Annotated in this window: 22 protein-coding genes; 7 read left to right on the top strand and 15 right to left on the bottom strand. The window is 66.1% G+C overall.

All coding sequences use genetic code 11. From position 1 onward, the window contains the following. Positions 1-6: 6 nt before the first annotated feature. From FJQ54_RS16480 to FJQ54_RS16465, 4 genes are read right to left on the bottom strand one after another with little or no spacing between them, the layout of a single operon-like run. Positions 7-849, bottom strand: a complete 843-nt coding sequence (locus tag FJQ54_RS16480) for a transglutaminase family protein (protein ID WP_140929499.1) — start codon at positions 847-849, stop codon at positions 7-9. Then, complete coding sequence (locus FJQ54_RS16475) at positions 849-1,790, bottom strand: alpha-E domain-containing protein (protein ID WP_140929498.1); 942 nt, start codon at positions 1,788-1,790, stop codon at positions 849-851. Before FJQ54_RS16475 ends, FJQ54_RS16480 begins: the two co-directional genes overlap by 1 nt. After that, positions 1,790-3,316 (bottom strand): circularly permuted type 2 ATP-grasp protein, encoded by a 1,527-nt coding sequence (locus FJQ54_RS16470; RefSeq protein ID WP_140929497.1) that lies wholly within the window; start codon positions 3,314-3,316, stop codon positions 1,790-1,792. The genes FJQ54_RS16475 and FJQ54_RS16470 overlap by 1 nt, the downstream gene beginning before the upstream one ends. A 48-nt stretch (positions 3,317-3,364) precedes the next feature. Further along, positions 3,365-4,207: a DUF6600 domain-containing protein gene (locus FJQ54_RS16465; protein ID WP_140929496.1), complete on the bottom strand. Its 843-nt coding sequence runs from the start codon at positions 4,205-4,207 to the stop codon at positions 3,365-3,367. A gap of 88 nt (positions 4,208-4,295) precedes the next feature. Here FJQ54_RS16465 and FJQ54_RS16460 point away from each other — a divergent pair, with 88 nt between their 5' ends. After that, positions 4,296-6,122 carry a DUF885 domain-containing protein gene (locus tag FJQ54_RS16460; RefSeq protein WP_140929495.1) on the top strand — a complete coding sequence of 609 codons (1,827 nt, stop codon included), beginning with the start codon at positions 4,296-4,298 and terminating at the stop codon, positions 6,120-6,122. Continuing rightward, entirely contained in the window at positions 6,112-6,972 is an 861-nt protein-coding gene (locus FJQ54_RS17885; protein WP_235890507.1) for a nuclear transport factor 2 family protein, read from the top strand. Before FJQ54_RS16460 ends, FJQ54_RS17885 begins: the two co-directional genes overlap by 11 nt. A gap of 509 nt (positions 6,973-7,481) precedes the next feature. Here FJQ54_RS17885 and FJQ54_RS16445 read toward each other — a convergent pair. The 3 genes from FJQ54_RS16445 to FJQ54_RS16435 all read right to left on the bottom strand — a co-directional run bounded on the left by FJQ54_RS16445 (position 7,482) and on the right by FJQ54_RS16435 (position 10,334). Next, the gene (locus FJQ54_RS16445; protein WP_140929494.1) at positions 7,482-7,865 is read right to left on the bottom strand and encodes a hypothetical protein; all 384 of its coding nucleotides are present in this window, start codon (positions 7,863-7,865) and stop codon (positions 7,482-7,484) included. 75 nt (positions 7,866-7,940) lie between these two features. Continuing rightward, the gene (locus FJQ54_RS16440) at positions 7,941-9,065 is read right to left on the bottom strand and encodes an acyl-CoA dehydrogenase family protein (protein ID WP_140929493.1); all 1,125 of its coding nucleotides are present in this window, start codon (positions 9,063-9,065) and stop codon (positions 7,941-7,943) included. A gap of 57 nt (positions 9,066-9,122) precedes the next feature. Beyond that, the gene (locus FJQ54_RS16435) at positions 9,123-10,334 is read right to left on the bottom strand and encodes an acyl-CoA dehydrogenase family protein (protein WP_140929492.1); all 1,212 of its coding nucleotides are present in this window, start codon (positions 10,332-10,334) and stop codon (positions 9,123-9,125) included. A 137-nt stretch (positions 10,335-10,471) separates the two neighbouring features. On the opposite strand from FJQ54_RS16435, the gene FJQ54_RS16430 reads away from it, so the two are divergent. Both FJQ54_RS16430 and queG read left to right on the top strand, forming a co-directional pair. Then, entirely contained in the window at positions 10,472-11,137 is a 666-nt protein-coding gene (locus tag FJQ54_RS16430) for a glutathione S-transferase family protein (RefSeq protein ID WP_140929491.1), read from the top strand. Next, complete coding sequence (gene queG, locus FJQ54_RS16425; protein WP_140929490.1) at positions 11,118-12,170, top strand: tRNA epoxyqueuosine(34) reductase QueG; 1,053 nt, start codon at positions 11,118-11,120, stop codon at positions 12,168-12,170. The genes FJQ54_RS16430 and queG overlap by 20 nt, the downstream gene beginning before the upstream one ends. Positions 12,171-12,554: 384 nt before the next feature. Here queG and FJQ54_RS17985 read toward each other — a convergent pair whose 3' ends face one another. The 7 genes from FJQ54_RS17985 to FJQ54_RS16395 form a co-directional block, all read right to left on the bottom strand. Continuing rightward, entirely contained in the window at positions 12,555-12,683 is a 129-nt protein-coding gene (locus FJQ54_RS17985) for a hypothetical protein (RefSeq protein ID WP_268920594.1), read from the bottom strand. 93 nt (positions 12,684-12,776) lie between these two features. Beyond that, positions 12,777-13,298, bottom strand: coding sequence for an NTP transferase domain-containing protein (locus FJQ54_RS16420; RefSeq protein ID WP_140929489.1), 522 nt, complete (start codon positions 13,296-13,298; stop codon positions 12,777-12,779). A gap of 19 nt (positions 13,299-13,317) precedes the next feature. Further along, a complete protein-coding gene (locus tag FJQ54_RS16415) occupies positions 13,318-15,234 on the bottom strand; it encodes an acetyl-CoA carboxylase biotin carboxylase subunit (RefSeq protein WP_140929488.1) in 1,917 nt (638 codons plus the stop codon). After that, complete coding sequence (locus tag FJQ54_RS16410) at positions 15,231-16,004, bottom strand: enoyl-CoA hydratase-related protein (protein ID WP_140929487.1); 774 nt, start codon at positions 16,002-16,004, stop codon at positions 15,231-15,233. Before FJQ54_RS16410 ends, FJQ54_RS16415 begins: the two co-directional genes overlap by 4 nt. A gap of 2 nt (positions 16,005-16,006) precedes the next feature. After that, positions 16,007-17,587, bottom strand: coding sequence for a carboxyl transferase domain-containing protein (locus tag FJQ54_RS16405; RefSeq protein WP_140929486.1), 1,581 nt, complete (start codon positions 17,585-17,587; stop codon positions 16,007-16,009). A 56-nt stretch (positions 17,588-17,643) separates the two neighbouring features. Further along, entirely contained in the window at positions 17,644-18,510 is an 867-nt protein-coding gene (locus FJQ54_RS16400) for a hypothetical protein (protein ID WP_140929485.1), read from the bottom strand. A gap of 61 nt (positions 18,511-18,571) precedes the next feature. Continuing rightward, a complete protein-coding gene (locus FJQ54_RS16395) occupies positions 18,572-19,474 on the bottom strand; it encodes a hypothetical protein (protein ID WP_140929484.1) in 903 nt (300 codons plus the stop codon). Between the two features lie 114 nt (positions 19,475-19,588). On the opposite strand from FJQ54_RS16395, the gene rpmE reads away from it, so the two are divergent. The 3 genes from rpmE (at position 19,589) to FJQ54_RS16380 (ending at position 21,871) form a co-directional block, all read left to right on the top strand. After that, a complete protein-coding gene (rpmE, locus tag FJQ54_RS16390) occupies positions 19,589-19,819 on the top strand; it encodes a 50S ribosomal protein L31 (protein WP_140929483.1) in 231 nt (76 codons plus the stop codon). Positions 19,820-19,940: 121 nt separating this feature from the next. Next, positions 19,941-20,432 (top strand): DUF3598 domain-containing protein, encoded by a 492-nt coding sequence (locus tag FJQ54_RS16385; RefSeq protein WP_140929482.1) that lies wholly within the window; start codon positions 19,941-19,943, stop codon positions 20,430-20,432. A 5-nt stretch (positions 20,433-20,437) separates the two neighbouring features. Beyond that, the gene (locus FJQ54_RS16380) at positions 20,438-21,871 is read left to right on the top strand and encodes an NAD(P)H-hydrate dehydratase (protein ID WP_140929481.1); all 1,434 of its coding nucleotides are present in this window, start codon (positions 20,438-20,440) and stop codon (positions 21,869-21,871) included. 7 nt (positions 21,872-21,878) lie between these two features. Here FJQ54_RS16380 and FJQ54_RS16375 read toward each other — a convergent pair whose 3' ends face one another. After that, complete coding sequence (locus FJQ54_RS16375; protein ID WP_235890506.1) at positions 21,879-22,454, bottom strand: GGDEF domain-containing protein; 576 nt, start codon at positions 22,452-22,454, stop codon at positions 21,879-21,881. Positions 22,455-22,458: the final 4 nt, after the last annotated feature.

The raw sequence follows: 22,458 nt of genomic DNA, 5'->3' as shown, positions 1-22,458 counted from the left end.
TGGCCTTCAGGCCTGTGTCTGGCCGAAGGCCGACTGCTTCTTCCGCTCGGCTCCCGCTTGCCGCCCATGCACGCCCACCGCAAGCGATTCGATTCCGCCGCCGCGCCGCGATCCGCGAACGGGCGCGGCCTCGCAGGAATCCAGCCCCACCGCCACCCGCACATGCCCCGGCGTGCCGGATACGCAATGGGTGGGATCGAAGCTCACCCAGCCCAGCCCCTCCACATGGCCTTCCGCCCAGCCGTGCGCGGCCTCCTGCTCCGGGTGATCGGGTGCGGCATAATGGCCAGACACATAACGTGCCGGAATCCCCAGATGCCGGGCAGAAGCGATGAACAGCTGCGACAGATCCTGGCACACGCCGCGCCCCATTTGCAGCACGGCATCGGCGTCGGTCTGCGGCTCCGTCACGCCGGTGGCGAACTCGATCCGCTCATGCACGCCCAGCATCAGCGCGTGCAGCGTCGCCAGCGGCTCGTCGCGGCGGAAGCCTTCCGCGAAATGCGCAATCGGCGCGGTGATCGCCGTCAGCGGCGTGGGCCGACGATACAGCAGCGGCGGCAGCGGCTCGTCCAGCCCCAGCAGCACGCCGGATTGATCCGTGGTGATCACATGCCCCGTCACATGCAGCGTCAGGCTCTCCACCGGCCGGTCTGCATAGAAAGTGTGCACGAAATTCCCATAGGCATCGGTGCCGGGAACAAGGCTGCCGTCGGCGTCCACATCGATCCGCCAGCTCACCACCTGCTGGCACTCGCTGTTGCGCGGCGTCAGCTTCAACAGCTGCACCACCCCCACCGCCGGTTCGGAGTAGCTATAGCGCGTGATATGATCGACAAGGATCTGCATCAGAACAGATATTGTTCGGCGATGGCGTTGCCCAGCCGGTTGTTCTCGCCGATGAACTCCTCAAGGAATTCGTGCAGGCCGGATTGGAACAGCCGCTCGATATCGGTGCCCGCCAGCGCGCGCAGAGAGGCCGAGGCGATCCTGTTCGCTGGCCCCCGCCGCCCGCGTGTCGCCGCCAGCTGATCCAGCAACCACACCGCATCTTCAAGGCAGGCGATCAGCGAACGCGGCATCGCCCGGTTGAACACCAGCAGGTCCGCCACCAGCCATGGCTTCACGCTCTCGCGATACACCCAGCGATAGGCTGTCAGTGCAGAGACCGTGCGCAGCAAGGTCGTCCACTGGAAATAATCGAGGCTGCCACCCACCGGCTCCTCGCGCGGCAGCAGCAGATGGTATTTCACGTCCAGCAGCCGGGCGGTGTTGTCCGCCCGCTCCACCGTGGTGCCCAGCCGCAGGAACCAATAGGTGGATTCCCTGAGCTGTGTGCGGTGCGCCGCGCCATCGAACATCAGCAGCGAATTCTTGATGCTGTCCACCAGCCGCACCAGCGTGGAACTGTCCGGCACGCCGCTGCCAAAGCGCTGCACTTCGTGCCATGCGTCGTTCACCGCCTCCCACGTCTCCAGCGTGAGCGAGGTGCGCACCGCCCGGCCGTTGCTGCGCGCGGCTTCAAGGCAGCGGCGGATGCTACTGTCATTGTCCGGGTCCAGCGTGAGGAAATGCCCCACATTGGCTTCGTCCACCGGCAGGCCCTTGGCCTCGAAGGCGTCCGCCACGGCAGCCGACTTGATCGCGCTTTCCCACGCAGGCCCTGCCCCGCCGTGGGAGGCGGGCAGAGACGCCAGCCGCACCGTCGCGTCGATCAGCCGGCAGAGGAAATCGGCGCGCTCCAGATAGCGCCCCATCCAGTAAAGGTTCGATGCGGAACGGGAAAGCATCAGGCGTCCCCTTCCGGAATATCGACCACCCATGTGTCCTTGGTGCCGCCGCCCTGGCTGGAGTTCACCACCAGAGAGCCTTCCTTCAACGCCACCCGCGTCAGCCCACCGGGCACGATCTGGCTGCCGTTCGCCCCCGTCAGCACGAAGGGCCGCAAATCCACATGGCGCGGGGCCACGCCAGACGCCGTCAGCGTGGGGCAGGTGGAAAGCGCCAGCGTCGGCTGGGCGATATAATGCTGCGGATTGGCCTTCACCTTGGCGGCGAACGCCTCGCGCTGCGCGGCGGTGGCGTGCGGCCCCACCAGCATCCCGTAACCGCCGGAGCCATCGGTTTCCTTCACCACCAGCTCGGCGATATTGTCCAGCACATAGCTCAACGCATCCGGCTCCCGGCAGCGCCATGTCGGCACATTATGCAGGATGGGATCACGCCCGGTGAAGAAGCGCACGATGTCCGGCATATAGCTGTAGATCGCCTTGTCGTCGGAAATGCCGGTGCCCAGCGCGTTGGCCAGCGTGAGGTTGCCCGCATGCACCGCCTTCACCAGCCCCGGCACGCCCAGCACGCTGTCCGGCCGGAACTGCAGCGGATCAATATAGTCATCGTCCACCCGCCGATACAGCACGTCCACCCGCTTCGGCCCCTCGGTGGTGCGCATGTAGAGCACGTCCGAATGCACGAACAGGTCAGAGCCTTCCACCAGCTCCACCCCCAGCTTGTCGGCGAGGAAGCTGTGCTCATAATAAGCGCTGTTGTGGATGCCCGGCGTCAGCAGCGCGAGGCAGGGTTCGCTGCTGCAATTGTTGGGCGCAACCGAGGTCAGCGTTTCCAGCAGCGTTTCCGGGTAAGTCTCCACCGGCCGCAACCCGCCCGACATCGAAACCGAATGGATCAGCTCCGGCACCAGCCGCAGCATCACTTCGCGGTTTTCCAGCATGTAAGACACGCCGGACGGCGTCCGCGCATTATCCTCCAGCACGAAGAATTCGTCCGGCCCGGTGCGCACAAGATCGATCCCGGCGATCTGCACCCACACATCCTTCGCCGGGCGGCGGCCCACTTGCGGCAGGCAATATTGCGGGTTCAGCAGCACCAGCTCTTCCGGCACGATTCCGGCCTTCAGGCATTCGCGCGGGCCATAGACATCGGCGAGGAACATGTTCAGCGCCTGCACGCGCTGCTTCAGCCCTTCTTCCAGCCGCCCCCATTCGCCGCCGGAAATCACCCGCGGCACGATATCGAACGGGATCAGCCGCTCGCTGGCGTCCGGGTCTCCGTACACGGCGAAGGTGATACCGATGCGGCGGAAGAACAGCTCGGCCTGCCGCCGCCGCGTTTCCAGCAACTCCGGCGGAGAGGCGCGCAGCCAGCGATCCACATCGGCATAAGCCGCCCGCACTTCGGGGCCATGGCCACCATCCCCGAACAAAGGCCCGGCACCGTCCCCGGAAGGATAGGGGCCAAAACCATAAGTCTCATCAAAAGCGCGTAACGTCACATGATCCCCTTGCAACACGCACATCTTGTGCGCCGCACAAGGGGCTTGCAACCCGGAAAATGCGCGAAAGCGTCAGTTGTCGGCTGTGCGCGGCTGAACGTCGCGGCCACGCGGCGGGCTGGAGGGCGCGCGGGGCTGCGACGCCTGCTGACGCGGCTGCGCCTGCTGCTGGCTCGGCTGCACCTGTTGCGGCCGGGATTGCGATTGCTGTTGCGGGCGCGACTGCACAGCCTGCGGTTGCTCGCCCGAACTGCGCGGATGGCGGCCGGGATTGCCCCGCACCGCATCCGGGTTGGATCGCGGATGCGCATTGGGCGGCACCGGCGGACGCGGCGTTTCGCCATCCACTTGATCACCACCACCCGGGCGCGGACGCCCCGGCCCGTCATCCGGCCTTCCGGGTTGCCCATAACCGGGCTGTCCGTAACCGGGCCTGCCGGGCCGAACATAATGATGCATCCCCGGCCGATACAGCCACGCTCCCGGCGCCGTCACCCACCAGTCATTGCCCCAGCCATAGCCCCAGCGGCTCCAGCCATAGGGCGGCAACGGAGACCAGCTGGCATAGCCGCCGCCGCCGCGCCAATCGACCCAGCCGGGGCCGAACTGGGTATCCGGCACCCAGAACCAGCCGAGTCGGCTGTCCCGCCCCCAGCGGCCATAATGATAGGTCGCCCAACCCCACGGCTCTTGCGACATCCACATCCGGCCATAGCGGCCGTCCTGTCGCCAATAACCGTCGCGATAGGGCTGCCAGCCCGCCCCAACGGCGGGAAAGAACACCCGGCCATAGCGGGGATGCTGCCCCCATGTTCCATAGTCTGACAGCGGTGCAAAGAAGACGTTGACGGAGGCCGGGTTCCGGCCCCACCAGTCTACCGGCGGCTGCCCCTGATAAGTGGCACCGTCGTACATTGAGGATTCTGGCGGGGCTTCCGACCAGCCTGTCGTGCTGCAGGCGGCAAGCGAAAGCCCCAATCCGGTCGCAACAAGCAGAGATTTCATGGAGGCAATATTGGGCATCGCGGTTGAACAGTCGCTGACTCGGTCGTCGGCATCCTTGCGCACCCGGTTTGCGCTGGCAACCGCGCTGGCGCTGCTGGGCACGCCGCTGCTGCCCGCCGCCGCGCAGACTGCTACAGCAGCAGCCCCCTCCTCCGCAGACGCCCGGCTGAAGGCGCTCTACGATGCCGAATATCAGTGGCGGCTGAAGGAACAGGAGCGCGGCCCCGGCCGTGGCAATGGCGGCGATCGGCTGCCCCGCGTTGACGCGAAATCGCAGGCCGCCCGCCTCGCCTATTGGGACAATGTGCTGAAGCAGCTGGATGCGATCCCCTTCGATCAACTCTCCCACGCCGAGCAGATCAACGCGCAGGTGTTCCGCACCATGATCGAAAACCAGTCGAACGAGGTTCGCTGGAAGCTCTATGAAATCCCTTTCAACACAGACACATTCTTCTGGACGCTCGCCCCCTACGCGGGCACCCGCTTCTCCAGCGAAGAACAATATCGCAACTATATCGACCGCATCCGCGACATCCCGCGCTATTTCGACGAGCAGACGGTGAACATGAAGGCGGGCCTCGCGCGCGGCTTCTCCAACCCGAAGATGACGCTGGTCGGCCGCGACGAAACCATCGTCCCCTACACCGCCGCCGGGGACGCGAACGCGCTCTACGCCCCCTTCGTGAAGATGCCCGACAGCATCCCGGCGGAAACACAGGCGCAACTGCGCGCAGACGCGCTCGCCGCCATCAATAGCGCAGCCGTGCCCGCCTACACCAAGCTGCTGAAGTTCATCCGCGAGGATTATATGGTGCGCGCCCGGCCCACCATCGGCGCGTCGGACATGCCCAACGGCCGCGCCTTCTACGCCTCGCAGATCAGGGAATATACCACCACCGATCTCACCGCGAAGCAGATCCACGAGATCGGCCTGAAGGAAGTCGCGCGCATCAAGGCCGATATGGAAGCCACGATGAAAGCCTCCGGCTTCAAGGGCACGCTGCCGGAATTCTTCACCTTCATGCGCACCGATCCGCAATTCTATGCGAAAACGCCGAAGGAACTGCTGGCAGCCGCCTCTTACACGGTGATGAAGGCGAACGGGCGGCTGAATGAAACCATCGGCAAGCTGCCCCGCTATCGCCACGGCATCGTCGCCGTGCCGGCCGACATCGCCCCCATCTACACCAGCGGGCGCGGCGGGCTGGATAACTGCCTGTTCAACACCTACCGGCTGGATCAGCGCCCACTCTACACCCTGCCCGCGCTCGCCGTGCACGAATGCACGCCGGGCCACAGCTTCCAGGCCGCCCTTGCGCGCGAAGGCGAAGCCCGGCCCGATTTCCGCAAGGATCTCTATTTCTCCGGCTATGGCGAAGGCTGGGGCCTCTACACCGAATGGCTGGGCCAGCAGATGGGCATTTATGAAACGCCCTATGAAGAATTCGGCCGCCAGACCTACGAAATGTGGCGCGCCGTCCGCCTCGTGATCGACACCGGCATGCACGAATATGGCTGGAGCCGCGACAAGGCGCTGGCCTATTTCAAGGATCATGTCGCCCTGTCAGACCTCGAAATCACCAACGAGGTCGACCGCTACATCAGCTGGCCGGGGCAGGCGCTGGCCTATAAGCTGGGTGAAATCACCATCCGCAACCTGCGCAAAGAGGCGGAGGCCGAACTCGGCCAGAAGTTCGACCAGCGCGGCTTCCACGACACCATCCTCGGCCTCGGCGCGGTGCCGCTGCCGGTGCTGGAATCCGAAGTCCGCGCATGGATCGCCGCCGAAAAGGCGAAACCCGCGAAGGCCGCCGATGCCGGCTGACCGCCGCACGCTATTGGCGCTGCCGCTCGCCGCGCTGCCTCTGGCCGCCCGCGCCGGCGGCGACGAAATCGCCGCCATCTCCGCCATGCTGAACGGCATGGCGGAGGCGTGGAACAAGGGCGATTTCCGCGGCTATATGGCGGGCTTCGCCAACCCGGACATCGCCTATATCTCGCGCGGAAAACGCCAGCCCGGCTGGGACGCCACGCTGCAGCATTATCTGAAATATTATGGCGGAGACCCGGCCAAACGCGGCCACCTCATCTTTTCCCAATTCGACATCCAGATGCTCTCCCCCGAAGCCGCGCAACTGATCGCCCGCTTCGATCTGAAATGGGACGACGGCCGCACAGACGGCGGCCTGTTCTCCGGCGTCGTCCGCAAGCGCGACGGCCGCTGGGTGATCACCCTGAACCATGTGCAGGCCGAAACCCCGGACCCGCGCGACAGCAACGCAGACGCCGAAAAAGCCGCAATCACACAGGTAATCCGCGACATGGAAGCCGCATGGAACCGGGGCGACTTCAACGGCTACATGGCCGGGTTCGCCAACCCGGACGTCATCTTCGTCTCCCGCGGCCAGTTCCAAAAAGATTGGCAAGGCACGCTGGACCATTACATCCGCGACTATGGCACCTCCGCCGACACCCGCGGCGTTCTGACCTTCAGCAACATCAAAATCGAACTGCTCGCCCCAGACGCCGCCCAGCTGATCAGCAACTACCAACTGAACCGCCCCGGCAACCCGCAAACCGGCATCAACACAAGGCTGATGCGCAAACGCAACGGCCGCTGGGTGATCGCGCTGAACCATGTGTCGTCGATCGAGCAGGTCTGCCCGCCACGCTGAGGGGACGGCTGCCCGCACATTGAGGGGAGGCGGTCACCCGGACGTTGCTGTTGAGGGGGCTTTGCCCCCTCAAACTCCCCCAGCAGGGAAATGATTTCCCTGCACCCTCAAAATTAGCGCAGCGCCCCAACTCCAGCGCGGTGCGGGTAATCAGATTCGATTGCCTGCGGCGCTACGCAGCCCTCTCCCCCTGCAAGGGGGAGAGTTGGAGAGGGGGTGTCACCGGTTGGCCAATCCAACCAACATCCCAACCCCCACAACCGTCACCCCGGACTTGATCCGGGGTCCAGCTTCCACCCGCAACATCAGAGAAGAACAGCGGAACCCCGGATCAAGTACGGAGTGACGCCGTGTTTACGGACGGGCGGGAGCCCCCCCCTGCTCACGTGCGCAATCCCCTCCGTTCTGCCTCTCTGAGTTCTCAGGCGACCTCAGCCATCAAATATAGCCCGAAGGGAAAGGCCAAATGGCGACCAGCAAAATAACAACATCTGCACAAGTGGCGAATACTAATTATTAGCAGGAATGAACTCGAATTCCTGGCGAGATGGAAGCCCCGGCAAACTAAGAGAAGCTTTGGCCTCCACGCCAATTTTACCGTCTTTCTCCACGACTTCAATTCTGCAACTATCATGATGCGAGTTGCTTGCGTATAGCGTTTCACCGATCTTTGCGATCAAACTCCGGCCATTTTTTTCGCGATCCGGAAACCAGTTTTCTCCGCCACGATTCACAAACATTGGGCCGCCTTCGCCAAACTCTATCCGGACACCGACCCGGTCACGCTGAACATCGGAAATCCAGCACATATGACCGTCCGTTTGAGCAAAAGCAGACTTGCCGACCAATCCTGCCGCAAGCGCCAAAACAACCATTCTCACTGAGATACCCATGGCGGAACGCTTCCCCAATTACGCACTGGTTTACAACGAGATCCCTCCTTCCCCGAATGGAGGAGGAGTCGGGATTCAAATCAACGCCTCCAGCCGCCCCAGATGGTAATCCAGATCGCCGAACTGGGTTTCGACGATGGTCAGCCGCTTGAAATAGTGCCCGGCTGCCAGTTCGGTGGTGATGCCGATGCCGCCGTGGGTTTGCACCGCCCATTGGCCCAGCGCGCGGGCGCCCTTGTTGATCTTGGCCTTGGCCTGGCTCACCCATTTTTCGCGGTTCGGGTCGTCCAGCCGCAGCGTGCCCATCAGCGTCATGGATTGCGCCTGTTCGGCTTCCATAAACATGTCCACAAGCCGGTGCTGGATCACTTGAAAATCACCGATGGCCTTGCCGAACTGCTTGCGCTGCTTGGCATAATCCAGCGTCAGCTCGTGCAGCTTCTTCATCGCGCCGGTCGCTTCGGCGCATTGCGCCACGGCGGCATGATCGGCCAGCTTGTTGATCAGCGGCAGCGCGCCGCCTTCCGCGCCCAGCAGGGCGTCGGCTGGAACGCTGGCGTTTTCGAAATACAGCTCGCTCGCCAGCGTGCCGTCCACGCAGGGGTAATCGCGCCGCACGAGGCCCTTGGTGCTGGCGTCGATCAGGAACAGGGAGACCCCGCCCGCCTCGCGCTGGCTGCCGCCGGTGCGCGCGCTGACCAGCAGATGGGTGGCGAAGGGCGCGGCGACCACCACGGCCTTGTGCCCGTTCAGCACCCAGCCCGCGCCGTCCTTCTTCGCGGTCGTCTTGATGTCCGCGAGGTTGTAGCGCCCCTGCGGCTCGTAGAAACCAGCGCCGATGATCACCTCGCCGCCGATGATGCCCGGCACCAGCGCTTCGGCCACGGCCCCGCCGGTTTCCACCAGCGCGCCCGCGCCCAGCACCACGGTCGGCACATAAGGCTCCACGGAGAGCGCCCGGCCGAATTCCTCCATCAGCACCATGGTGTCGATGGGCCCGCCGCCGAAGCCGCCATAGGCTTCCGGCAGCGCCGCGCCCAAAATCCCCAGTTCGGTCGCCAGCGCAGTCCACACGCCCGGATCGCGCCCGCCGTCGCGCTTCAGCATCGCCGCGCGCTTGTCGAAATCATAGGTGTCTGCAAGGTAACGGTGCAGCGTGTCGCGCAGCATTCCCTGCGTCTCGGTGAAATTAAAGTCCAAGATACCCTCCCAAAGAATCCGGGGCCGGATAAGTGCCGTGAATGAAAGCGCCGGGCCTTAAAGGCCCAGCACCATCTTCGCGATAATGTTGCGCTGGATTTCGTTCGATCCGCCATAGATCGAGGTCTTGCGCATGTTGAAATAGGTCGGCGCGGATCGGTGCGCGAACTCCGGCCCGATCGGATATTCGTTCGAGCCTTCGGGGAATTCGCGGAAGTAAGGCGCGGCGTAATTGCCCGCCGCTTCCAGCACCAGTTCTGTGATCCGCTGCTGGATTTCCGTGCCCTTCACCTTCAGCAAAGAGGATTCCGGCCCCGGCCCCTTGCCGGAGGCTTCGCCCGCCAGCGTGCGCAGTTCGGTGAACTCCAGCGCCGTCAGATCGGTTTCCAGTTCGGCCACCTTGCGGCGGAAGAAGGGGTTGGCCAGCAGCGATTGGCCGCTGCCGTCCTGCTCGGCTTTGGCGATGGCTTTCAGCTTCTCGATCCCGCGCTTGGAACGGGCCACGCCCGCGATCCCGGTGCGTTCATGCGCCAGCAGGAACTTGGCGCAGGTCCAGCCCTTATTCTCTTCGTAAACGCGGTTCTCGACAGGCACTTTCACATTGTCGAGCCACACTTCGTTCACTTCATGCTCGCCGCCCAGCGTGATGATCGGCTTCACGGTGATGCCCGGCGATTTCATGTCGATCAGCAGGAAGGAAATGCCCTCCTGCTGCTTCGCCGTGGCGTCGGTGCGCACAAGGAAGAAGCCCCAGTCGGCATGCTGGGCCAGCGTCGTCCACGTCTTCTGCCCGTTGACTATATAATAATCCTTGCCGTCCTCGGTGATGCGCTCCGCCTTGGTGCGCAGCGAGGCGAGGTCAGACCCGGCGCCCGGCTCGGAATAGCCCTGGCACCACCACACGTCGCCAGCCAGAATGCCCGGCAGATGCTGCGCCTTCTGCTCGGGCGTGCCGAAGGTGTAGATCACCGGGCCGACCATGTTGATGCCAAAGGGCAGCGGCGGAATCGTCTCGGCCCGGGCGCTTTCTTCCGAGAAGATATAGCGCTGCGTCGCCGTCCAGCCGGGGCCACCATATTGGGTCGGCCATGCGGGGGCAGACCATCCGCCCTTCTTCGCAAGGATCTTGTGCCAGGCGAGGAATTCCGCCTTGCCCAGTTCCTCGCCTTCATCCTGTTTGCCGCGCAATTCGGCCGGGTAGTTTTCGGCAATGAAGGCCCGCACTTCGTCGCGAAACGCGATCTCTTCCGGGCTGAACGCAAGATCCATCTCTGATGCTCCCTTCGCTGGATCGAAGGCGCTAGCATCGGCAGTGCCGCTTTCCAAGCTGGCAGAATGGCGCAATCGCCCCTCAAAAACGTCAAGCCGCTGGCGCGCGCGAATCCATGCGCTAATAGGGGATTCAAATGTGGCGCCTCCACCAATTCCCCCTTTGCCCTTTCAGCCGTGCCGTGCGCTTCGCCATGGCCGAAAAGGGCGTCACCGCCGAGCTGGTGGCCGCCTACCCGTGGGAACGCAGCGAAACCCTCTCCCGCCTGAACCCCGCCATCCAGACCCCGGTGCTGGAAAACGGCCAGATGGTGCTGTGCGACAGCCACGCCATCATCGAATATTTCGATGAAACGGTGGAACGCCCGCCGCTGGTGGGCGCAAGCGCCTCCGAACGGGCAGAGGCCCGGCGGCTGGCGGGCTGGTTCGCCCAGCGCTTCTATTCCGAAGTCACCGCGCCGCTGCTGGCCGAACGCATGTACAAGCGCCTCGTCAGCCGCGAAATGCCGGATGGAATCGGCATCCGCAACGCCAACCGCGCGGCCGAACTGCATTTGCAATATGTCGATGATCTGCTGGATGAAAACCGCTGGCTGGCAGGCCCCACCTTCGGTATCGCCGATGTGCACGCCGCCGCGCAGATTTCCGTCGCCGATTATCTCGGCGGGATCGACTGGCGCGGCCATGGGCAGGCGAAGGTCTGGTATTCGGCGCTGAAATCCCGCCCCTCGTTCCGGGCGCTGCTGGCAGACCGGATGGAAGGCATCCGCCCCCCGCCGGATTATGACAAGCTCGATTTCTGAGGTCCTGCGGGCCGAGGCTCAGGCGCTGGGCTTCGCAGCCTTCGGAATCGCACCCGCCGATGCCGCCCCGGAAACCGGCGAGCGGCTGCGGCAATGGCTGGCCGAAGGCCGCCACGGCGACATGCTGTGGATGGAATCCCGCGCAGACGAACGCGCCCACCCCGCAGGACTCTGGCCAGACGTCCGCTCCGTCATTGCGCTGGGCCTGCCCTACACCCCCGCGCTCGATCCGGCCCGCAACCTCAGCCACCCGGAGCTCGCCACCATCTCCGTCTATGCGCTGGGCCGGGATTACCACGATGTCGTCAAATCCAAACTGAAGGCGCTCGCCCGCTTCCTCGCGGAGCGCAGCGGGGAACAGGTGAAGGTGTTCGTCGATACCGCCCCCGTCATGGAAAAGCCGCTGGCCGAAGCCGCCGGTCTCGGCTGGCAAGGCAAACATTCCAACCTGCTCAGCCGCAAGGCGGGCAACTGGCTGTTCCTCGGCGCGATCTACACCACAGCAGACCTGCCGCCCTTCAGGGAACCCGGCACCAGCGCCAGCTGCGGCAGCTGCACCGCCTGCATCACCGCCTGCCCCACGCAGGCCATCACCGCCCCCTACCGCGTCGACGCCCGCCGCTGCATCTCCTACCTCACCATCGAGCATAAAGGCCCGATCCCACCCGAATTCCGCGCCCAGCTCGGCAACCGCATCTACGGCTGCGACGATTGCCTGAACGCCTGCCCATGGAACAGCCACGCCCAATTCCCGGCAGACCCGGCCTTCGCCCCGCGCGCCGAACTCACCGCCCCCTACCTCGCAGACCTGCTCGCACTGGACGACCCCAGCTTCCGCAGCATCTTCGCGGGCTCCCCCATCAAGCGCATCGGCCGCAACCGCTTCGTGCGAAACTGCCTGTATGCGGCAGGCAACAGCGGGCTGGCGGATTTGCGCACACCCGTCTCCGCCCTGCTGAACGACCCGGACCCCGGCGTCGCCGACGCGGCGCAATGGGCACTGGCCCGGCTGTCAGGCGTGGGCGGCGAGTGACGGATTGAGGGGGCGCCGCCCCCTCAAACTCCCCCGGCAGGGAAATGATTTCCCTGCACCCTCAAAATTGGCGAAGCGGCCCAACTCCACCGTCGTTCGTGTGATCAGATTCGATTGCCTGCGGCGCACCGCGACTCTCTCCCCCTGCAAGGGGGAGAGCTGGAGAGGGGGTGTCACCGCTGGGCCTGAGCCACCAACATCTCCGCCAGCACACCGTCCCCCCGGACCTGATCCGGGGCCCAGTTGGTCTTCAGCAACGCGGGAGGCGAAAGCCAGCCCCCGGATCAAGTCCGGGGCGGCGCGTAAAAAGCCCGAGGAAAGGCCCCAAAACGGCACCTCACCCCCGTGCAATACCGCCCGCCGCCGCCCGGCGCGGGCCCTTGCTCAATCCGTCCGCTTCGGCTTGTTCCCGGCGCGGCGTACGAAGATCACTGCTGCGGTTGCGAGACCGATGGACGCGATTCCACTCGGCGTCATGATCAAGGCAGCAAGTGCGTCAATAGCATCCAGCATGTCCCGATTCCTTTGCCCCTGTTGCAGTGCAACATTAGCGCGATTCGATGACAACCGCTTGTAGAAAAGCGACGGATAAGCGGCCAAAACCGATTAAATCGGCAAATCGCCCGGCCGATTGACGTTGCGAAGCCCGCCGACAGCAACCGAAACCGCGCCAGACAGTTGAATCCAGCGCCTCACGGGTATCGCACCTTCTGACAGTATCGCTGCCGTTAACGCCTGACAAAGGCCAGTTGGCCACAGCCCCAGCAGCCATTGCCCCTCTGCCACGGCCGGGCCGGGCAGCAGGCAGGCGGCGGTGTCGGCGGGGATTCCCAGCAAATCGCACGGCGCGATCAGCACATGGCTGAAGCCGTTGGCCGCGCCATACTGCATCGCGGCGCAAATGCCGCCGATCGGCCCCAGCCGCGGCGCGGGCTGGTCGGCGAGGTCCGCATAGCCACCCCACGCCCGGCCGCAGATCACCAGCGCCTGCGTCTGCGCGGCCAGCGCGGCGGCGACATGGCCGATCAGCGGGCGGCCTTCGTGCAGCGCCAGCGCCTTGTCGCTGCCGAAGCGGCTGGATGCGCCGCCGCCAAGAATCGCGCCGAGGATGCGCGCAGGCGAGGTCATCGCCGTCCGGTGGGTCCGCTCAGCCCGGCTCGCCCGCGCGGGCCAGCGTCACCAGCAGCATGCCGTCCGCCACCTGCGCGCCTGCCTCGCTGCTCACAGCCTCCACCGTGCCGTCGAACGGGGCCGTCAGCCGATGCTCCATCTTCATCGCTTCCAGCACCGCCAGCCGGTCGCCGGCCTGCACCTTGTCTCCGGGTTTCACGAACAGGCCGATCAGCTTGCCGGGCATGGGGGCCAGAATCTGCCCGTCCGCCGGGCCTGCGGCGCTGTGGCCCGCCCAGCCGGGGTTTTCAGACAGGAAGCGCCAGCTCTGGCCGCGACGACGCGCCTCCACCCCGCCTTCGATGGCGATGATGGCGGTGTCGCGGCCGGGGGCCTGCGCCGCGCCTTCGAAGCGCACGCCGTCCGGGGCGATTTCAAAGCGATGTTCCGTGCCGTCCGCTTCCCAGAAGGCCGCCGGGCTGACAGGCGGCAGGTTCAGCCGGAAGCGGTGGGCGAACGGGCCTTGCGCCGGGGTGGCCGCCGCCCATTGCGCGGCGGCGGCCGCCAGCACCGATGGCGGCGGCGGCGCGGATTCGAACAGGCTGACCTCGTGCCTCGCGATGAAGCCGGTGTCGATCTCGCCGCCCACGAACGCCGGATGCGCGGCCAGCCGGGCGAGGAAGCCGCGATTGGTCGTTACGCCTTCCACCACCGTCCGGTCCAGCGCGGCCACCAGCTTCGCCAGCGCCTCGTCGCGCGTGGGGGCGTGGGTGATGACCTTGGCGATCATCGGGTCATAATGCACCGTCACCTCGCCGCCCTGTTCCACGCCGGTGTCGATGCGCGCGCCTTCGCCGAAGGCAAGACGGGACAGCGTGCCGGTGGAGGGCAGGAAGCCGCGATCCGGGTTTTCCGCATACAGCCGCGCTTCCACCGCATGGCCATGGCATTCGATGGCGTCCTGCATCAGCGGCAGCATTTCCCCGCGCGCGATGCGAATCTGCCATTCCACCAAGTCCTGCCCCGTGATCGCCTCCGTTACAGGATGCTCCACCTGCAGCCGGGTGTTCATTTCCATGAAGTAGAATTTCGGATCGCCCGCCTCGTCGCGGTCGTCCATGTCCAGAATGAACTCCACGGTTCCGGCATTTTCATAGCCGATGGCATGGCCCGCCGTCACGGCGGCGATGCCCAGCACATGGCGCAATTCGCCTGACAGGCCCGGCGCGGGAGCCTCCTCGATCACCTTCTGGTGGCGGCGTTGCAGCGAACAGTCGCGCTCGAACAAATGGACGATGTTGCCGTGGCTGTCTCCGAAAATCTGCACTTCCACATGGCGGGGCGTGGCGATCAGCTTTTCCAGCATCACCCCGTCATGGCCGAAGCTGGCGGCGGCCTCGCGCTTGGCGGCCAGCAGCGCTTCGGTGAATTCGGCCTTGGCGTGCACCGGGCGCATACCCTTGCCGCCGCCGCCCGCCACCGCCTTAATCAGCAGCGGATAGCCGATCATCTCCGCCATGCGTTCAAGCCGTGGCAGGGACTGGTCATCGCCCATGTAACCGGGCGTCACCGGCACGCCCGCCGTTTTCATCTTGGTTTTCGCGCTGTCTTTCAGGCCCATCACCCGGATCGCCTGATCGGAGGGGCCGACGAAGATCAGCCCGGCCTTGCGCACGGCTTCGGCGAAATCGGCATTCTCGCTGAGGAAGCCATAGCCGGGGTGGATGGCATCTGCGCCGGTGGCGCGCGCGGCCTCCAGAATCTTCTCCGGCAGCAAATAGGATTCGCGCGCCGGGGCCGGGCCGATCAGCACGGCTTCGTCAGCCGCCGCCACATGCGGGGCATGCGCATCGGCTTCGGAATAGACGGCGACCGTGGCGATCCCCATCCGCCGCGCGGTGCGGATGATGCGGCAGGCGATCTCGCCCCGGTTGGCGATCAGCAGTTTTTTCATGGTTTCACCCATCCGGGTTTGCGCTTGTCCAGAAAGGCGGAGAGGCCCTCGCGGCCTTCGTCCCCGGCACGGCGGGCGGCGATCCGCTCGGCGGTGTCCGCCCGCAGCGAGTAGCTGATCGTCGCGCCTGCCACGTCGCGGATCAGCGCCTTGGCGTCGGATATGGCCCCCGGCGCGCCCAGCAGCAGGGCCTGAAACCAGCCTTCGGCGACGGCCTCCGCATCCTCGCTGATGGCATGCACCAGCCCCATCGCCAGCGCCTGCTCCGCGCCGAAGCTTTCGGCGGTGAGGAACCAGCGCCGCGCCTGCGCGCTGCCGATCTTCGCCAGCACGAAGGGCGAGATGGTGGAAGGCGTCAGCCCCAGCCGCACTTCAGAGAGGCGGAACTGCGCATCCGGCTTCGCCACCACCATGTCGGCGCAAGCCGCCAGCCCCACCCCGCCGCCGAACGCATTGCCATGCACGATGGCGATCACCGGCTTCGGGCATTCATTGATGGTCGCCAGCATGTCAGACAGCCGCATGGCGTCCGCGTGATTCTCGTCCTGCGAAGCCGCAGCCTGCTCCCGCATCCAGCGCGCATCCGCCCCGGCGGAAAAGCTGGGGCCATTGCCCGCCAGCAGCACCGCGCGCACGCCCGCATCCCCGCCCAGCGCGGCAAAGGCGCGGGTAAGTTCAAGGATGGTCGCCGCATCAAAAGCGTTGTGCTTCTCAGGCCGGTTCAGCGTCACGCGGGCAAGGCCGCGACTGTCGGTTGCGATCTCCAGCATCGTCACATCCTGAACAGGCCGAAGCGGGTGTCGGGTACGGGCGCGTTCAGCGCGGCTGCAAGGCTCAGCGCGATCACCGCGCGGGTGTCCTCCGGGGCGATGATGCCGTCGTCCCACAGGCGGGCGCTGGCGTAATAGGGGTTGCCCTGCCGCTCATATTGCTCGCGGATGGGGGCCTTGAAGGCTTCCTCGTCCTTCTTGCTGGCGAAGCCGCCGGATTTCACCGTGGCCAGAACCGAGGCCGCCTGTTCGCCGCCCATCACGCTGATGCGGGCGTTGGGCCACATCCACAGGAAGCGCGGGGAATAGGCCCGGCCGCACATGCCGTAATTGCCCGCGCCAAAACTTCCGCCGATCACGATGGTGATCTTCGGCACCCCGGCCGTCGCCACCGCTGTCACCAGCTTGGCGCCATGCTTGGCGATGCCCTCATTCTCATAAGCCTTGCCGACCATGAAGCCGGAGATGTTCTGCAAAAACAGCAGCGGGATTTTCCGCTGGCAGCACAGCTCGATGAAGTGCGCGCCCTTCTGCGCGGATTCCGAAAACAGGATGCCGTTGTTGGCGATGATGCCCACCGCCAGCCCCTCCACATGGGCAAAGCCTGTCACCAGCGTTGCGCCATAGAGCGGCTTGAACTCGTCGAAGCGGCTGCCGTCCACCAGCCGGGCGATGATCTCATGCACGTCCACCGGGTGCCGCGTGTCGGCCGGGGCCAGCGCGTGCAGGTCTTCGGCGGCGAACTTCGGCGGCTCGGCGGGCTGGCGCGCGGGCGTTTCGCCCGGCGGCACGGTGGCCAGCGCCCGGCGCACCAGATGCAGCGCATGCGCATCATCCTGCGCCAGATGGTCCACCACGCCAGACAGCCGCGCATGCACATCGCCGCCGCCCAGTTCCTCGGCTGTTACATCCTCGCCGGTCGCCGCCTTCACCAGCGGCGGGCCGCCAAGGAAGATGGTGCCCTGTTGGCGCACGATGATGGATTGATCGGCCATCGCGGGCACATAGGCCCCGCCCGCCGTGCAGCTGCCCATCACGGCGGCGATCTGGGCGATGCCAGCGGCCGACATGTTCGCCTGATTGTAGAAGATGCGGCCGAAATGCTCGCGGTCCGGAAACACCTCATCCTGCCGGGGCAGGTTCGCGCCGCCCGAATCGACGAGATAGATGCAGGGCAGCCGGTTCTGCGCGGCAATCTCCTGCGCGCGCAAATGCTTCTTCACCGTGAGGGGATAATAGCTGCCGCCCTTCACCGTGGCATCGTTCGCCACGATCATCGCCAGCCGCCCGGAAACCTGCCCAACCCCCGCGATCACGCCGGCAGCGGGCACATCCTCTCCATAGACATCCTGCGCAGCGAACTGGCCGATTTCGAGGAACGCCGTGCCGGGGTCCAGCAACCGCTCCACCCGTTCGCGCGGCAGCAGCTTGCCCCGCGCGACATGGCGTTGCCGCGCGCTTTCCGGCCCGCCAAGGGCCATGGTTGCAGCACGCACGCGCAATTCGCGCACCAGTTCGGCCATGGCAGCACGATTCGCATCGCTTTCCGCGCCAGCGGGCACAGTGGTTCCGATCACTCCCATAAGCGAAGGCGGTTAGGCGATCATCGGCGCGAATGCACCCTTTTTCCCGGCCGGTTTCATGCGTTCGCGGGCAGATAAGGCCCGTCCAGCGCAATTATCGGCGCGAAACCGCCTTCCGCATGGCCGTTGATCATAATTTGTCCGCCCGCCAGCGCGACGTTGTGCTGCTTCGGCGGCATGGAAACCAGCGCATGCGGCAGCGCGCCCGCACCCTTGGCGGAATAGGCCCAAAGGCCCCCGGCCACCGGGCTGACGATCCCCCACCAATCCTCAAAGTCCGGACTCACCGGGGACGACCCATTGGGGAAACTGAACCGCAACGGTGCCCGCCCCATCAGCGCCATGTCGCCATTGGCCAGCCAGCCCGCGACGCGGATGGAGCCGACCCCATCGTCATCCGAGAAGCGCCCGGTGATCACCGGGCGCGGGGCAGCGGGGTTCGTCAGCTTCTCCTCCTCCCAGAAGCCATCCCACACTTCCTGCTCCAGCCGCAGCGAAAGCGGCGCGGCCGGATCGGTGCCCAGATAGACGGTGGAGGGAAAGAAATTGTCGGTGCTGAAAAACAGCTCCCGCCCGTCCATGTCATAGAGCGTCACGGTCATGTCCACACCTTGCGATCCGGCGATCAGCTCGACTTCCTCCACCGCGAACCGTGCACTGTCCGGCGAGATCAGGATTCGCTCCATGATCCATTGCGGCAGCAGGGCGTGCGGACGCTCGATGGTGCGAATACTGGCCAGCCGGGGGCCGAGCAGGCGGCTCAGGCGCAGGAATTTCAGCACGTGAAAGGGGCCGTCATGCTCGGCACAGACAATGGGGTTGCCCACCGTCTGCCCCCGCCACAACCACAGGACCACCACGCTGGCGGCGGCAAGGGCGGCCCCAGTAAGGCGCGCGGTGGCGAGGAGGGAGCGATCAGGCATGGCGGCAGGGTAGGGCCGCCGAACGCGGGGCGATTGCATGGAAGCGACGAAATTTCCGGCTTTAACCCAGCCGTGGCGGATAGGGCCCGTCCACCGCCGCCATCGGCGCATAGCCCGGCACAGGCCGCCTGTTCAGCAGCAGCAGCCCATCGGGCGAGAGCGAGACATTCAGGCTTTTGGCCGGCATCGTCACCAGCGAATGGCGGGGCGGCACCGGCCCCGCACCCTTTTCGACATAGGCCCAGCCCGATCCGGATGGCGCGACGATGCCCCACCAGTCCCCGATATCGTCGCTGTCATATGGGGAGCCATCCGGGAAGGCGACCCGCACGGGGGTGCGCCCCGCCACCACCAGATTGCCATTGGCAAGCCAGCCTGCCACCCGGAATGTGCCTGCGCTGGAAACGTCGGCGAACCGCCCGGACAGGATCGTGCGCGGCAGGCCGGGGGTATGCACCCGCTCCTTGTTCCACTCCGCATCGGCGCGCGCCTGCGCCTGTTGCAACGGAATCGGCCCGTCCGGGTCCGTGCCGGAATAGAGCGTGGTCGGATAGCTGTCGTCGGTGGCAAAAAACAGCATGGCCCCGTTCATGTCGATCAACGAGACAGCCCAGTCCGTCTCATAGATTTCGCCGGCGACCAGCTCGCGTTCCTCCACCGCGAACCGGCGGCTGTAGGGGGCGATCAGGATGCGCTCCAGCGTCCATTGCGGCAACGACGCATGCGGCCTTGGCAGCGAAGCCACGATGGTGAAGGGGTTGGCGCCGGGCACGGGCCGGTTCTTCGGTTGCAACAGGCGATAGGGGCCGCCCTGCTCCGCGACGACGATCGGGCTTCTTTTCAGCTGCCGCCGCACAAGCTGCCACGCCGCAAGCGCCGCTGCAGCGGCCGCAGCGGCGGCGGCGACGCCCGGCAGGATCGAACCGCCCTTTTTGTTGACGGATATGTCTTTCTGATTGGGCATGGGCCAACCTTAGGCGGTAAAGATGCCCGGCGATTGCATGAAGGCGACAGAAGCGCTATCGGCCGCCCCTTCATGGCTGGTCGGAACCAGCCGCTTCACCAAAGGATTTTCTTCATGGCCAAGGCTGGCATTCACCCCGATTATCACACCATCAAGGTGCAGATGACCGACGGCACCGTGTTCGAAACCCGCTCCACCTGGGGCAAGGAAGGCGACACGCTGGCGCTGGATATCGATCCGAAGAGCCACCCGGCCTGGACCGGCGGCGCCGCGAAGCTGCAGGACGGCGGCCGCGTTGCCAAGTTCAACAAGCGCTTCGGCGGGCTGACCAGCCTGACCAAGTAAGCCATCCGGCTTTGCTGAAAAACGGCCGTGCGGAGCGATCCGTGCGGCCGTTTTCATATGTGCCCCTTGCACTTGCGCGCGCGCAGGTGAACAGCATGGCCCGACAGGAGGATCAGTGGGCATGGTTCTGAAGGAACAACTGGCGGGGCTGGCGCGGCACGAAGGCGTGTGGGACGGCAATTATCGCCATTATGACAGCGCGGGCAAACTGGTGGACGAGCATAAGAGCCGGGTGCTGTGCTGCTTCCCCGAGGGCGGCGATTTTCCCTATGTGCAGACCAACATCTATGACTGGTCAGACGGCCGCAACCAGCGGGTGGACCTGCCCGCCACCTTTCGCGAAGGGCGGCTCTGGTGGGACAATGAGCTGATCAAGGGCTGGGCGACAGAACTGCCCATGGACGACAACGGCCGCACGCTGGTGCTTTACTGGCACCGCGCGAACGATCCTGAGCTGTATGTCTATGAAATGATCCAGATTTCCGATTGCGGCAAGAAGCGCGCGCGGACATGGCAGTGGATTCGCGACGGCGAACTGGTGGCGCGCACCGCCATCGAGGAAAAGCTGGTCTCCCGCGACTGGCAGCGGGTGCAGGCGAAAAAGGCGGCCTGAGCGCGATGCGGGCGCAGCCGATCCTTTCCGCCGCAGCGATTCGCGCGGCGGAGGCGGCGTGGTTCGCGAACGGCGGGGACAGCTTCGCGCTGATGCAGCGCGCGGCAGGCGAAGTGGCGCGGGCCGCCGCCACGCGGCTGCCCCCCGGCGGGCGGGTGCTGGTGCTGGCGGGGCCGGGCAACAATGGCGGCGATGGCTATGTCGCCGCGCGGCTGCTGGCGGACGCCGGGTTCGCCGTGCAGGTGACGGCGCTGGCCGCGCCCGGCGCAGGCGATGCTGCGCGGGCGGCAGGCGAATGGTGCGGGGCCACCGGGCCCGCCGATCCGGCCCGGTTCGATCTGATCGTGGACGCGCTGTTCGGAATCGGGCTGGCCCGGCCGTTGGAGGGCGAGGCAGAGCGGCTGGTGCTGGCGGCCAATGCGTCCGGCGCACCGATTCTGGCGGTGGATATTCCCTCCGGCGTGGATGCCGATACCGGGGCGGTGCCGGGCGTGGCGATCAACGCGGTGGAGACGATGACGTTTCACACTGCCAAGCCGGGGCATCTGTTGCTGCCGGGGCGGCTGCACACCGGCCGGTTGCAGATCGCCGATATCGGCCTGCCGCCCGCTCAGGGCACGCCGCTGGCGCTGAACGGGCCGGGGTTGTGGCGGCTGCCGGTGCCGGATGCGGATACCCACAAATATGCGCGCGGCGGCGTGCTGGTCTGGTCTGGCCCGGTGCTGGCGACCGGGGCTTCGCGGCTGGCGGCCACCGCCGCGCTGCGCGCCGGGGCCGGGGCGGTGACGCTGGTGGGGGACCGCGAGGCGCTGCTGGTGCAAGCGGCGCATGTGACGGCGGTGATGCTGGCCGAAGGTGATGCGCAGGGGTTCGGGCGGCTGGCCGCCAGCCCGAAGGTGAAGGCGCTGTGCGTGGGGCCGGGCGCGGGGCCGCAGGCGCGCTGCGTGGCGGGCGCGGCGCTGCAATCGGGCAAGCCGCTGCTGCTGGATGCCGACGCGCTGACGGCGTTCGCGGGCGAGGCCGAGCATCTCGCCCGGCTGATCCGCCGCCATGACAGGCCAGTGCTGCTGACCCCGCATGAAGGCGAATTCGCCCGGCTGTTCCCGGGGCTTTCCGGCAGCAAGCTGGCGCGGGCGCAGGCGGCGGCGGCGCTTAGTGGGGCGGTGGTGATCCTGAAAGGCGCGGACGGGGTGATCGCCGCGCCGGACGGCCGGGCCGCCATCACCGCCAACGCGCCGGGCTGGCTGGCCACCGCCGGATCAGGCGATGTGCTGGCGGGGATTGCGACGGGCATGCTGGCACAGGGGATACCGGGCTTCGAAGCGGCTGCCGCCGCCTGTTTCCTGCATGGCGAGGCGGGCGGGAGGCTGGGGCCGGGCCTGATCTCTGAAGACCTGTGCGGCCCGGTGCTGCGCGAGGTGCTGGCCGCGCTGATCTGAAAGCCGTTCAGCCCTCCGCTGCGCTATCCTCTTCGCCCGCCTTCGCCTCGTGCAGGCTGTTGGCCGCCGCCGCGATGGCCTCGTCCAAATCGTCTTTCCCCGTGCCAAGGCCGGTGCGCGCGCCGATGGTGGCGAGCACGGGGTGCACCCCGGTGATCAGCACATAGGGCCGGGCGCTCGCCTCTGCGATGGCCGCGCGCACGGCAGCGGCGCTGTCGGCCGGAATGGCGGCTGCGAATTCGTCACCGCCCCAGCGGGCGAGAAGGCCGGGGGCGGGCACGGCGGCGGCCAGCCGTTCGGCCACCTGCTTCAGCAGCTTGTCCCCCACGAGGTGGCCGTGGCTGTCATTCACGGCCTTGAAGCCGACCAGATCGATCAGGATCAGCGCGCGCGGGCCTTCCAGCGCGTGCCAGCCCGGCGCAAGCCCGCGCCGATTGGGCAGGCCCGTGAGCGGATCATGGCGCGAGTCGGCCAGCAGCTGGCGGATACGGCGGCGCTGCGCGAAGATGATGCTCAGCAGCATCAGCACCAGCAGCAAGGTGATGGGCGGCAACAGCCACGCCAGCGCGAGCAGACCTGTCACTCCC

It is taken from the genome of Sandaracinobacter neustonicus, from assembly GCF_006385875.1.
In the GTDB taxonomy this organism is placed as follows: Bacteria; Pseudomonadota; Alphaproteobacteria; order Sphingomonadales; family Sphingomonadaceae; genus Sandaracinobacteroides; species Sandaracinobacteroides neustonicus.
Note: the sequence above shows the minus strand (reverse complement) of the source record. Positions and strands in the feature narration are given on the sequence as shown.

Coding starts and splice junctions, on each gene's coding strand:
- rpmE (WP_140929483.1), top strand. CDS start 19,589: ATGGCCAAGGCTGGCATTCACCCCGATTATCACACCATCAAGGTGCAG.
- FJQ54_RS16465 (WP_140929496.1), bottom strand. CDS start 4,207: ATGTACGACGGTGCCACTTATCAGGGGCAGCCGCCGGTAGACTGGTGG.
- FJQ54_RS16480 (WP_140929499.1), bottom strand. CDS start 849: ATGCAGATCCTTGTCGATCATATCACGCGCTATAGCTACTCCGAACCG.
- FJQ54_RS16460 (WP_140929495.1), top strand. CDS start 4,296: ATGGAGGCAATATTGGGCATCGCGGTTGAACAGTCGCTGACTCGGTCG.
- FJQ54_RS16410 (WP_140929487.1), bottom strand. CDS start 16,004: ATGCTGGAGATCGCAACCGACAGTCGCGGCCTTGCCCGCGTGACGCTG.
- FJQ54_RS16445 (WP_140929494.1), bottom strand. CDS start 7,865: ATGGGTATCTCAGTGAGAATGGTTGTTTTGGCGCTTGCGGCAGGATTG.
- FJQ54_RS16435 (WP_140929492.1), bottom strand. CDS start 10,334: ATGGATCTTGCGTTCAGCCCGGAAGAGATCGCGTTTCGCGACGAAGTG.
- FJQ54_RS16405 (WP_140929486.1), bottom strand. CDS start 17,587: ATGGGAGTGATCGGAACCACTGTGCCCGCTGGCGCGGAAAGCGATGCG.
- FJQ54_RS16430 (WP_140929491.1), top strand. CDS start 10,472: ATGTGGCGCCTCCACCAATTCCCCCTTTGCCCTTTCAGCCGTGCCGTG.
- FJQ54_RS16385 (WP_140929482.1), top strand. CDS start 19,941: ATGGTTCTGAAGGAACAACTGGCGGGGCTGGCGCGGCACGAAGGCGTG.
- FJQ54_RS16380 (WP_140929481.1), top strand. CDS start 20,438: ATGCGGGCGCAGCCGATCCTTTCCGCCGCAGCGATTCGCGCGGCGGAG.
- FJQ54_RS17985 (WP_268920594.1), bottom strand. CDS start 12,683: ATGCTGGATGCTATTGACGCACTTGCTGCCTTGATCATGACGCCGAGT.
- queG (WP_140929490.1), top strand. CDS start 11,118: ATGACAAGCTCGATTTCTGAGGTCCTGCGGGCCGAGGCTCAGGCGCTG.
- FJQ54_RS16395 (WP_140929484.1), bottom strand. CDS start 19,474: ATGCCCAATCAGAAAGACATATCCGTCAACAAAAAGGGCGGTTCGATC.
- FJQ54_RS17885 (WP_235890507.1), top strand. CDS start 6,112: ATGCCGGCTGACCGCCGCACGCTATTGGCGCTGCCGCTCGCCGCGCTG.
- FJQ54_RS16400 (WP_140929485.1), bottom strand. CDS start 18,510: ATGCCTGATCGCTCCCTCCTCGCCACCGCGCGCCTTACTGGGGCCGCC.
- FJQ54_RS16420 (WP_140929489.1), bottom strand. CDS start 13,298: ATGACCTCGCCTGCGCGCATCCTCGGCGCGATTCTTGGCGGCGGCGCA.
- FJQ54_RS16470 (WP_140929497.1), bottom strand. CDS start 3,316: ATGTGCGTGTTGCAAGGGGATCATGTGACGTTACGCGCTTTTGATGAG.
- FJQ54_RS16475 (WP_140929498.1), bottom strand. CDS start 1,790: ATGCTTTCCCGTTCCGCATCGAACCTTTACTGGATGGGGCGCTATCTG.
- FJQ54_RS16415 (WP_140929488.1), bottom strand. CDS start 15,234: ATGAAAAAACTGCTGATCGCCAACCGGGGCGAGATCGCCTGCCGCATC.